This window comes from Photorhabdus sp. CRCIA-P01 (genome assembly GCF_003545805.1).
Classification (GTDB): Bacteria; Pseudomonadota; Gammaproteobacteria; order Enterobacterales; family Enterobacteriaceae; genus Photorhabdus; species Photorhabdus antumapuensis.
Map to the genome: position 1 here is coordinate 1 of NZ_NMQR01000081.1, position 11,654 is coordinate 11,654.

Here is an 11,654-nt window from a genome sequence, read left to right on the forward strand (position 1 = left end):
GTTTGATTTTGATTTGGATGAGTGGCCGCTGGGAGGCGAAAGCCTGTGGGTGCGTTTAGCCCGCCCGTATGCCGGTAACAGCTACGGTTTCCACTGGCCGCTGCTCCAGGGAACCGAAGTGGCGATCGCGTTTGAACAGGGTAACCCGGACCGGCCCTATATCGCCCATGCGTTGCATGACTCGCGGCATGAAGATCATGTAACCCGCTACAACTACAGACGCAACGTGTTGCGCACGCCGGCCAACAACAAACTGCGGATGGACGATGATCGCGGCAAAGAGCACATCAAACTGAGCACCGAATATGGCGGTAAAAGCCAGCTCAATCTGGGCCATCTGGTGGACGGACAGCGACTGCATCCCAACAAGCGCGGTGAAGGGTTTGAGTTGCGCACTGACGACTGGGGAGCGATCCGGGCCGGGAAGGGGTTGTTTATCAGCGCGGATCAGCAGGTTAAAGCGTCGGGTCAGCAACGGGATATGCAAGGGGCGTTGTCTGAGCTGGAGGCTGCAATTCAGACCGCGGCGGGGTTGCGTCATGCCGCTGAGGCGGCGAAAGCGGAACTGGCGGATATCGAAACCCAGACTGCATTGATGAATGACACCCTCAAAGATCTGCAACAACGCGCTCTGTTACTTTCCGCGCCGTCAGGCATTGCTCAGGTGACCCCGGGCAGTTTGCAACTTTCTGCTGGTGAAAACCTGATCACCACCGTGGGCCGGGATGCGGATATGAGCATCACCAAGAAATTCCGGCTGGCGGTGGGGAATGGTTTGAGTTTGTTCACCCGAACGTTGGGTATGAAGCTACTGGCGGCTTCCGGCAAGGTAGAGATTCAGGCACAGACTGACGCGGTGGAGGTGTTGGCGCAACAGGCGCTGACGCTGGCAAGTCAGCAAGATCGCGTGACCGTTTCCGCGAAAACGGAACTGCGTCTGGAGTGCGGGGGAGCTTATATCTCGCTGAAAGACGGGCATATTTCGTTTGCCAGCCCGAAGAATGCTCGGATCCATTGTGACATTTTACAGAAAACGGGCCCTGTCAGTCAGGATTCAACCCTGACTTTACCTGACCGTTGTGCGTCAACGGCAGTGCAGAAGGCGACGACTCTCGACAGTGCTGTGGAATAAGGAATCTCTGATGACCCAGATTCAAATTGATTATGATTTTTCTCCCGAGGTGATAGATCGGCAGAAAATTGGCTTGCTGTCTGACTTGCAGACCGCATTTACCCAACGTAACGGGCAAGGGCTGTTGCTGGTTGATCCGGCCGTTTTTCTGGATACCCGGCAGGTAGCCGAGTTGCCTGCGGCAATCCTGGCACATCAACCGGCGGCAATCCCGACCCAGATAAAACATCCGCGTTTTGAATCCCGTTATTCTCCCTGGCTGATACCGCTGGATATCAATCGATCTGAGGATGCTGATTTATTGGCATTGAGTGTCATGCAGGCGTTACAGGAATCGGATCCGGCTGAGTTGATGGCTAGGCGAGGTCGAATGGTGTGTGGCTGGTTGTTCAGTGCCAGCCCGGCACTTGCGATTGCGCAACATATCGGCATGACGGCGGTACAAACATTGTCATGGGTACGGCAAATCGTGCTGCGTTTTTATGATCCAACCGTGAACAATGCTATATGGCCGTTGCTGGATAGCTGGCAGCGTTCGCGTTTGTTAGGGCCACTGACCGACTGGTACTTGACTGACGGTGATGGTCAATTGCTGTACCGGGATAATACGCAATCCGCGAGGGAGCAATACACTTTTTCATTGGCATTAGCACCTGAAAAAGTGAAAGAAATTATCTGGGCAGGCCCGATGAACCGGGCATTGTGCCGATATCGCCAGGTGCACCGCAATCAGCTACGTCGACCCGAATCCGAAGCACGGCATATCATGCTGGCCTTGTTGCGTCGGGTGACAGCACGCTATGCCTTTAACGCTGTGCAAGACCTGGAAACCTGTGCATTGCACGGTCTGCTTTATCATCCGGAGATAGATTTACACCCCCGGATACAGTCGCTGTTGTCCAGTGAACAGGGTGACAGTTTCGGTGGTTATGGTGAACGCACAAACAGGCTGACAGCGGAAGAATGGCAGGTACTGGCCCGTGAATGCGGTCATCTCAATGTTTCCGTTATTTCCTCAGAAAACAAGGAGATTTCTTAATGAATCGACCTTTATGCCAGATGTGTGAGGCAACCGGCCCGGCCCTGCTGCCGGTACGCTATAGCGTGGTGCCGGATCGCGTTGTTGAAACGTTGCCGGCGTGGGCAGAAACGCCGGCACCATCAGCGCAGGGCTACCATTATGCCCTACGTGCCTTACGACAGGGTTTTTTGTATGTCTATTATGCTAATGCCGGGTTATTTGAACAGGAGAGCTGGGAGGCCTGGAGCATCAGCGAGGATGGTGGGTTGTGGAAGCAGTTCGGTGGCCCTTTTGGTATTCAGGCCAAGAAAACGGCGGATTGTCATACCCCGACTCATCAGAGTACGAATATGGAATTTATTGTGCTGCGGGATATCGCTCTGCGTCAGGAGACGTGGCTGGCATTTTCCCCGTCGGTCTGGAGCATGGAGGCCATCCAGTATTATCACACCCATCCTGAAGCGCGGCAAAAACGGATGCAGTGTGTGAAACCGTGGCAGTGGCGCAGTGTGCCGGAGGGCGTGGGTATCGCTCAGGTTACCGAAGATAACCTGAATGGGGTCATGGATTACCATCCGGAGGACAGAGACGCCGTCAAATATCTGCTGCCCTGCAACCCGAAAGCGGCGCGTATCAGCCGGACAAGGGAAGAGGCGCCCTACTACCAGTTTGTGCCTAACGCGGTAGGGCCACAGGGCACCCTCTATCCGTGGAGCGAAAAGCGGATGGGGAATGCCGCCGCCACGGTCAGAGCGATGCAAAAACGGGGCGCGGCAGCGGACGGTAGCCCCGTCTCGCCGGTGTTAATCGCGCTGCATGATCCGATAGGCGTTGCGCATGAGTTAGCGGGCTGGAGTGATGATATCGCCGGCGAGCATAAAACCTGGCTGGATGAACTGTCGATTGAGTTTATGACCGAGAACTCACTGATCGGGGTGGAGAATCAACTGCGTCAATTGAAAACCGCCAATGAGAAAGAACGCATTGATGACGATATCAGCGCAGTCGTGAAGATGGCCTATGGGGCTGTTTCCAAACAGGAGTTGGCAAACCTTAGAGAGAGTATTACCCGCAATACGATCAAATCAGATAATGACGTGTTTGCCCGTGATTGGGGGAAATACACGGCAGAGCTGAATCTGGCGAAACGACAGGCATTTAACCAATGTTATGCTGATTTTTGTGGCGAAGTGGCGAAAAAGCTGGAACAACTGGCCCAGTTCAGAGTGAGCTGGTTAAAACAGAGCCGGTTTATCACCTGTTGTCAGGATTTTTATTCCACCCGACTGGAAGACAACCTGAATTACCGGGAGGCGGTGGACTACGCCATCGTATTGCTTAACGTCACTGAAGCGGGCAGTGCCTTTTTAGATGACCAAATTGACCGGTATTCCGCGCTTTCGTCGGAGAGCATAGTCTGGCGCTCGTTGTTATTGAATAACCCGGACGTGATGAAAGAGATGGCCGGGTTTTTGCAGCAGATGAAGCTGCATAAGGACAATCACCAACCGGCGGACACCTCAATGTTTATAAAAACGGTGTCAGAGCTGAGTGGGAAACTGGTGGAAGCCTACGATAAAGCGAATGAGGCGCTGGAAAGACCGCCCACTTCTCACAGTACCTTTGCCCGGGCGATGCTGCATTGTGATCGGCGACTGGTCACGTTAGGTGACCGGTTCTTGAATTTTACCCGTTTAGGGAAAAGGCTGGACAGCCTGAATGAAATGCTGAGTAGGACGTTGTTCTCGGTGATTTCTGGTGTGCCGTTTGATCAGGCGGTTGACCTGTCGGTATCGCAGCTTAAGGAGGGCAATGCTTTTCGGCAACAGGTGTTGGAACAGCTTAAAAGGCCGGGAGCGGAAGCTCGTCTTGAAACAAGAAATAATTATAACCGTGATTTTAAGGAATTTGCTGAAAGTGCCGAAGGGGAATCGGTATTAAAAAAATCCCGGATTAAATTGCTGGTTTTATTGTTCAACGGGCTGGAGTTTGCCGGTCAGTTAAAAGAGAGCAAAGGGGATGTCAAGAGCCACGCCCAGGTGACGGCGGCATTTTTAGGCACATTGAGTACCGCGATGGAGATTGTGGGGCCGATGGTTGAGCACGGCATAAAAAATATGGCTGCCACCGACACCATTAAGTTTATCGGGACGAGTGCCGGTACGCTCTCTTCTACACTCAATTTGGGGGTAGATATGAGTGACCTTTATTCTGAATGGCGTGGCAGAGGGCGCTGGCAGTTTATTGGGCTTTACGGTCTTAAAAGTGCCTATGATTTTATGCAACTCACAACAGCATTAAAGGGGTTATTAGAAGTCTTAGTGAAAAGGGCATTACTTTCACCTAAAAATTTACTCGTTGAAGGAGTGGCGAAGCTTCTGGCGTGGGAGACGCTTGCCTGGCTGTGCAGTTGGGAGGCGATGATCCTTATTTTTCTGGTTGAAGAGCTGGTTATCTATTTTTCTGATAATGATTTGCAGAAATGGTGTCGAAGTTGTGTTTTTGGTCTGGAGCCGCCGAAAATGTTGCAATCCACGCAATTTATTTACCCTGACTCGCAGCGAAATACCCGGTGTGAGGAACAACGTCACAGTTTTGCTAACGCACTTAAGGATGGCTTATGAGTACTTGTCGTCCTTTTAAAGTGGCTATTGACTTTGAGGAAATAAAAAGTCAGAGAAGCAGTCTTGACACACGGATAGCGGTTAAGCGAGAAAGAATTCAGCGTCGTCCTCAGGATAGAGAGGAGGTAGAAAAAGCCATAGCGGAGGTTCAGGCTAAAATCCCGGAATTGGATGCGATATTGGCAAAGGAGCCGCCGCCGCCGGAATTACCGCCTCGTCAGCCCTTAATGAAAGTCAGTGGCGTATTGGAAGAATTCGAGACGCTCTGTGTGATGGGGTATTTTACCGATCAAGAATATGATCCCGTCGCCTTTGCCCGTAAGGAGGAGCGTGATCAATATGGCGCGCTGTTGCTGGCGATGACAGGCAATACCTCGGCGGCGGCGGTGACTTCGCAAACCAGTGTTCGGATGGGGGATGTCTGTGATTTTGTGCAGGGGAAAATCAATGGTATTCCCTTCCACGGTTGGTTGGGATTTACCATTGCAAAAGTGGGGGATAACGTTGAATTAGCGGTGACAGAGCAGGAAGGGCATTATGTGGTTTATGCCATTGCGCATCCTGAATTAAGAGTGGTGTCGATGACGCCCCGTTGTAAGGTGGGTATTCTTTCGGATGCTAAAGAGCAGATATTCGGGACTTGTTTTCTTTTTTCGCTTTACCTGCTTGTTATAATCATGGGCGATGTTTTTTTTATGATGAAAGATATTTTCATGATCCTGGAATATATGCTGCCATTTTGTGCTGTGATGATAGCGATATTTGCTCCCAGTACGTATTACCACCGTCTAAAAAAGCCCAGACCCACAGTTAAACTGGCTGAAGAAATTTTCACGGTATTAGGTTTCCCTAATCCCACTGACATGAATCTTCACCAATTCACTAAGAAGAAGCTCAAAGAACTTAGGTCCAATGCACCGAATAGGGAAATGGGTAAAGATAGCGAAAGAGTTTTACCAGATAAAGCCTGTTTCGCTAGCCATTACTACTATTACTGATTTAAGTAATCCAATAATAGGGACAAACGGTATGAAGAACAACGTCACAGTTTTGCTAATGCAATTAAGGATGGCTTATGAGTACCTATCGTCCTTATAAAGCGGCCATTGACTTTGAGGAAATAAAAAGTCAGAGAAGCAGCCTTGATACATGGATTGAAGTTAATCTTGACTGGATAGCAAACCATCCAGAAGACAGAGAAAAGGCAGAACAGGAGATTGCAAAAACAAAAGAAAAAATTCCCGCATTGGATGCGATATTGGTAAAAGAGCCGCCACCGCCGGAATTACCGCCGGGTAAACCCTTAATAAAAGTCAGTGGTGTATTGGAGGAATTCGAGGCGCTCTGTGTGATGGGTTATTTTACCGATCGGGAATATGATCCGGCCGCCTTTGCCCGGGAGGAAGACCGGGAGCAGTTTGGCGCGTTGTTGATGGCGATGGTGGGTAATACCTCCAATACACAAACCCGAGTTCGGGTGCGGGATGTTTGTGATTTTGTACGGGGGAAAATCAACGGTGTCCCCTTTCATGGCTGGCTGGGATTGACCACCGCAAAAGTGGGTGATGACGTTGAATTAGCGGTGACAGAGCAGGAAGGGCATTATGTGGTTTATGCCATTGCGCATCCCGAATTAAGGGTGATATCGATGACACCGCGTTGTAAGCAGGGTATTCATGCAAATGCTAAATATCAGATAGGGAGTACCTGGTATTTTTCTTTATTTGTTTTTTCTGTCTTCATGATAATGTGGGTCTTTGTTATTCGGGAGGATATTGTGGGATATATAGAATATATGTCTTTGTTTTGTATTTTGATGGCGATTGTCTTTTCACCGTTAGTCTATTTTTCCTGTATAAGAAACCCGAAACCCACATTCAGACTGGCTGAAGAGATTTTCACTGTATTGAGTTTCCCTAATCCTACGGATATTAATCTTTATCAATTTACGCTGAAGAAACTGAAGGAGATAAAAGCCAGTTCTTCGAATGGAGAATTAAGTAAAGGCAGTGAAAGGGTTTTGCCAGATAAAAGTTGTTACTCCAGCTATTACTACTATTACTGATTTAAGTAATCCAATAATAGGAACCAATGGTATGAAGAACAGGACCTATTGTCCCTTTAATATGAGAAAGATAAAAAGTTTTACAATCACGGTAGTGACTCATATGAAAAAAATGCGCATCCGGGGGTTAGAGACTATGGTTCCTTTCCACCCGATCAATGTGATGTAGATTCAAACTAATAATGATAGGATTAATTTGAGATGATAAAGTTATGCAGGATTATCATGGCGATTATTGTACTTTCCTCTCTTTTCATTGTTATGATGCAAGTAGCGACGCTGAATTATTATATTTTTAATCATTATTGGGGGTGGAGGAGTTTTCCATCTAAAGTGGCTGCTACTGTAGTATCCGTTTACATTTTATCTCTACTTCTTAAGTGCTTGCCTTTTATTATTGTTGTTTTTATATGTAGCTTGGTGATGGCTATAAAGGTATGGCATTGGTCATTATGGATTGCGATCTTTGTATTTATTTGGCCGGTGATTGTTATCTTTTTTTATTGCGTACTCACCAAGAGCCTGAAATATGATACATCAGACTGATTTCCCTAAAAGAATCAGTCTGAGGCCATATTTAATAATCATGCCACGGATCAATCCAAACATCTTAATGAACATAGGAAAGCTTAAGTTGGGTTGATATGTAATTTTGTGTAAATCAAGGGGTTTTTGTGAAGCAGATCTATAAAATAGTTTGGGTAGGTTTGGCTATTAATGTATTTACCTATTTTATCTTGCGGGTGGCTATTGGGGTACTTGGGGCTCATTATTCTGCGCTTTCCTATAGAGAGCAGGCTCTGGTTGATACGTTATCAATACTCAATGTTGTCATGCTGATTTTTATTTTGCTGGAGGTGGTGAATCTGTTTGTGATTATCAACGTGCCAAGGTATGCAAAAATCAGTTCTTTTATTGTATCCAGTCTTTTTCCGTTGGGGGCAGTTTATTTCATTGGGTGTTTGTTGTCGATTCAACGGGTCGCATTATCCCCTTTCTCTGAATATCCGAATGATAATGTGGCTCCCGATCCCGCGGTGTATTTTTTACGGGACAGGTACCTAAAGAAGGCGGGTATTTTTGGGGGCGTGGCGCTTTTAACGTTAATTAAGGGTGCGAGTAGTATTTGCATCATGATGGCAGCGATGCATTATGTCTCCTATTGTAAAACAAAAGATCGTTATTTCTTTGCAGAGAAAGACGGGGGCTTTTTGTTAACGCCGACCGCGTTGAGCAAAACTATTTTCTTGCCTTATGAATGTATTAAAAGGGTTGAGGAACGTGAAAGCAGCGTGCTGATTGCCGTTAATTTAAATAAAAAAATCGACATTGTATGCTCAAAGGACTTTATTGACCGAGAAGCACTGATAAACGTTATCGAGAGGCTTTCTCAGGCAGCGTCGAATAATCAGAACCAGAACGATAATATTATCACGCTGGAGATGTGAAAAATTTATTCTTAATGATATAGGGTACATGATGTTTACAGGTGTTATTCGCCTGGGCGATAAGCTCAGTAGCGGCGGTGAAGTGATTTCCGTTTCTTCTTCCATCGATATTGAAGGTAAGCATGTCGCCTTATTAAATGATTTAGTCAGTTGTCCGCTGGAAGGGCATGGAATTAACCGTATTATTAAAGCCAATGCCAAATGTATTTCTGATGGTAAACCGATAGCGTTTGATAAAGCGCTTTGCCAATGCGGTTGTTATATCATTTCCAGTACGTCTAAAACCGGAATAGGGGAGTCATGATAATGGCCTGGGAAATTCCAGCGTCTTATTCCATACACCGGCCAGCCCCATTAACTTGGTCACTTTGGTGGCGGTTGTTCAGTTTGGCTTGTTTCGCCGTCGCGGTTGCAGCCGGTGGTTTCTGGTATTTGTTTAAAGATCCAACCAGCCTGCTTTATGCACTGGTTGCCGTAACTGGCATCACGGCTCTGTTCGGCGTGATTGCCGGTTGGCGGTTGTTTCGTTATGGCGTCGAATGGGAACAGGCTGAGGTATTGACGCAGGAAAATGCCTGGCAGGAGGCCCGCTGGCAAATGTGGGCTGAGCAAGGGATGAAGGTGGTGGATTATGGTGCGCTGTTTCCCTCAGAGGTCCCCTCACCGGCTGATATTGCGGTGTTAGTTAATGGCGATAGCGCCCTGTTATTACCGCCATTTTTAGGGTATTTCCGTTTGTTTGAAGGTTTGTTGGGATCGGTGCGCCACAGCCTGATGGCGCATGTGGCTGACCACAAGGTGAGTGTCTATTTCCCGTTAAACAGTTCCACAAGAGTGTGGGAAACATTCTGTCAGGTCTGGAAAAATCTGGGGCTGCCTTTGTCTCAGCTACATGGTCCGATAGAACTCAAAGCCGATTATGCCGGCCAGATGGACGATTGGCTGACCACGGAAGTTAAAGGGCTGATACTGGTCATCACATGGTGGTGGGAGGACGGTGAAACGCCACGAACAGCCAGTGAGAGTGCCGTGGTTTGGCTACTGGTTCCATCTTCTTCTCCATTGTCGGCGAAATGCTGTCTGCATCGGCCTATGGTTACTGTCGCAGCGGAGGCCGGGCAGAGTGTGGCCCAGTTTCTGCGTTATCAACGTCCTGCCATCACTGCCGGGACATTGTGGTACAACGATGCCGACTCACCGGAGAAAGATAAGTTGTTAATTCGGTTTAATCAGATATTGCAAGCCTTGCCATCATCCGTACAGCAGAGCGCACCGGCAACGCCTGATCAACAGTTCGTCCCCCATTGGCTTGGGAAATCAGAGCCATATGCGGATTGGTTTGCATTAACGCTCGCCATGAAAATGGCCGAGTATCAACAGGCGCCACAGCTTTTTCTGCTAGCGCACCATGCCACGTTACAACTGGGGACCCTCTCCCCGCTGAACCACGTCACTTCATCAGGGGATCTCCATGTTTAAGGCTTTTATTACCCGTAATTTGGGAGTCGGTCTGGTCACCAGTTTGATCGCACTGGTATTGGGCGGATTGTTATCTTTCTGGGGCGATCGATTCGGGTTGTCTACTCAGGCCGTCAAAATAATTGTTTGGATTGTCAGTATGGTGGGTGTGATATGGCTGTTGAATCTTTTTTGGGATTACAAACAGCGTCTGCCTGTACAGGAAATCGCGGTTAAACCGCTCGTAGAGCAAGTTGTACTTTCAGAAGCACCATTTTATTTTCAACGGTTGCAATATCAGCTTCGTCGGCGTTATGGCCCCCTTTGGCGTCGGCAGGTCTGTATTTTGTTGGTGATGGGGCAACGGGAACAAGTGGAAGCGATTGCCCCCAGGCTGACAGCACAACACTGGCGAGAAGGCGAGCATAACCTGTTGCTGTGGGGCGGCAGTTTGCAGATGCCGCCCGGATAAAGCGCAGTTACAGGCGTTGCGCCAACTGCGTCGCCGTCACCCGCTGACCTGGGTATTACGTACCGAACAGGGTAAAGGTCCGCTGGCGTTGCTGGCCCTGAAAGGGTTCCGGTTGCCGAAAACGATTTTTGTGGAGCATGCGGGAAATACCCTTCCTAAGCCGGGGAGAAATAATCATGATGGGGAAGAAGAGTAATCGCTTATTTGACGGAATAACTCTGAGGCAGAGATAACGGTGATATTGGTATTGTCACCCGGCTATTGCCAGAATATTGAATTGAGTGCTGCTGTTCATTCGATGATAGATATTTTATAACCATATCATCATGATATTCCTGTCTGTCTGTGAGGCTTTATTATAAGGCAGGGTAAAGCTATTATGGATGGGTTAACGCTAAATAATGAAATCTATTCTCATTCGCAGAATATAATTTAGAATCATTCCTTTTTTACGCCTCGGTAACATATTGATAATAGTGAATATTAATCGTAAAGTGGATATGTAATAATGCCTGAATTATATTTTCAGCATTGATTAATCTGTTGAAAATAATATAAAAATAGACTTTATTTCAATGATATTGAAAGAGATGAATATCAGAAGGGAGAATTGATTTCATATTATTTAAATCAATGCAATCTTTTTATATAAACAAATTAAACCCTGTTTGTATTTGGTTTAAATAGGATGAATTTTGCCGTTAATATTAAGCATATTGTGCTGTTTGATAAAAAAAGACTTGATCTTTATATTCACCCGCAGGGAGGATGTAAATTATTCCGTCACCCTATAGGCAATTAATGAATCTATTCATTCGCGGGCAGATGACCGGCCTTCACGATTATTTTTATTCTGGTTAGCTCTCAATTAAGCAATACCGGCATCAATTGACTGTTCCCCGCATTTATCAGGGTTAACAACCGAGAATATATTCGGTTGGATTTTCGGTAGTTGAATTGACATATACCCTATGGATTTCAAGATGCATCGCGACGGCAAGGGAGAGAATCCCCGGGAGCATAGCGAACTATGTGACCGGGGTGAGCGAGTGCAGCCAACAAAGAGGCAACTTGAAAGATAACGGGTATAACCGTTTATAACGACAGGCACTTTTATTGAAAAAGTGGGATGCCCTTTTCGCTGAGTGAACCGACCGTTTTATCTGATATCTGAGGAAAACTATTGATGGATAGAAAAATGCTGCGTGCCCGTCAGCTTCAGGCGAGTAAACCCGTGTTGCCGGGTCATGCCCGTTACCGGCTTGAAATCCGGCGCTGCAATGCCGAACTGGAGGTGTTCAGCTTCACCGGCGAAGAGCGCCTGTGCGCCCCGTATTGCTACACCATTGATTTCACCAGCCCGAACAGGGATATCGATCCGGCGGTGATATTGAACAAATCGGCCACGTTTATCTTGCAGGCGCCGGAAAACCC

The 11,654-nt window shown here is 47.5% G+C and carries 11 protein-coding genes and 1 pseudogene; all 12 read left to right on the forward strand.

The window, feature by feature from the left end:
* Positions 1 to 1,132: DUF2345 domain-containing protein (locus D3222_RS22765; protein WP_157975409.1), on the forward strand; the 1,132-nt coding region annotated here is incomplete at its 5' end.
* A gap of 10 nt (positions 1,133 to 1,142) precedes the next feature.
* A complete protein-coding gene (locus tag D3222_RS22770; protein WP_118988148.1) occupies positions 1,143 to 2,171 on the forward strand; it encodes a DUF4123 domain-containing protein in 1,029 nt (342 codons plus the stop codon).
* A complete protein-coding gene (locus D3222_RS22775; RefSeq protein ID WP_118988149.1) occupies positions 2,171 to 4,777 on the forward strand; it encodes a T6SS effector BTH_I2691 family protein in 2,607 nt (868 codons plus the stop codon). The genes D3222_RS22770 and D3222_RS22775 overlap by 1 nt, the downstream gene beginning before the upstream one ends.
* Positions 4,774 to 5,775 (forward strand): putative type VI secretion system effector, encoded by a 1,002-nt coding sequence (locus tag D3222_RS22780; RefSeq protein ID WP_118988150.1) that lies wholly within the window; start codon positions 4,774 to 4,776, stop codon positions 5,773 to 5,775. Before D3222_RS22775 ends, D3222_RS22780 begins: the two co-directional genes overlap by 4 nt.
* A 77-nt stretch (positions 5,776 to 5,852) precedes the next feature.
* Positions 5,853 to 6,842 carry a putative type VI secretion system effector gene (locus D3222_RS22785; protein ID WP_118988151.1) on the forward strand — a complete coding sequence of 330 codons (990 nt, stop codon included), beginning with the start codon at positions 5,853 to 5,855 and terminating at the stop codon, positions 6,840 to 6,842.
* A gap of 225 nt (positions 6,843 to 7,067) precedes the next feature.
* Positions 7,068 to 7,388, forward strand: a complete 321-nt coding sequence (locus D3222_RS25685) for a hypothetical protein (protein WP_232832636.1) — start codon at positions 7,068 to 7,070, stop codon at positions 7,386 to 7,388.
* A gap of 128 nt (positions 7,389 to 7,516) precedes the next feature.
* Entirely contained in the window at positions 7,517 to 8,290 is a 774-nt protein-coding gene (locus tag D3222_RS22795) for a hypothetical protein (RefSeq protein ID WP_118988153.1), read from the forward strand.
* Positions 8,291 to 8,318: 28 nt separating this feature from the next.
* Complete coding sequence (locus tag D3222_RS22800) at positions 8,319 to 8,594, forward strand: PAAR domain-containing protein (protein ID WP_118988154.1); 276 nt, start codon at positions 8,319 to 8,321, stop codon at positions 8,592 to 8,594.
* A 2-nt stretch (positions 8,595 to 8,596) separates the two neighbouring features.
* Positions 8,597 to 9,769 (forward strand): hypothetical protein, encoded by a 1,173-nt coding sequence (locus tag D3222_RS22805; RefSeq protein WP_118988155.1) that lies wholly within the window; start codon positions 8,597 to 8,599, stop codon positions 9,767 to 9,769.
* Positions 9,762 to 10,220 (forward strand): hypothetical protein, encoded by a 459-nt coding sequence (locus D3222_RS22810; RefSeq protein ID WP_232832637.1) that lies wholly within the window; start codon positions 9,762 to 9,764, stop codon positions 10,218 to 10,220. The genes D3222_RS22805 and D3222_RS22810 overlap by 8 nt, the downstream gene beginning before the upstream one ends.
* A gap of 16 nt (positions 10,221 to 10,236) precedes the next feature.
* Positions 10,237 to 10,416 (forward strand): hypothetical protein, encoded by a 180-nt coding sequence (locus D3222_RS26315; protein ID WP_232832638.1) that lies wholly within the window; start codon positions 10,237 to 10,239, stop codon positions 10,414 to 10,416.
* A 990-nt stretch (positions 10,417 to 11,406) separates the two neighbouring features.
* Positions 11,407 to 11,654 (forward strand): annotated as a pseudogene (locus D3222_RS22815) (phage late control D family protein); the annotation flags it as partial.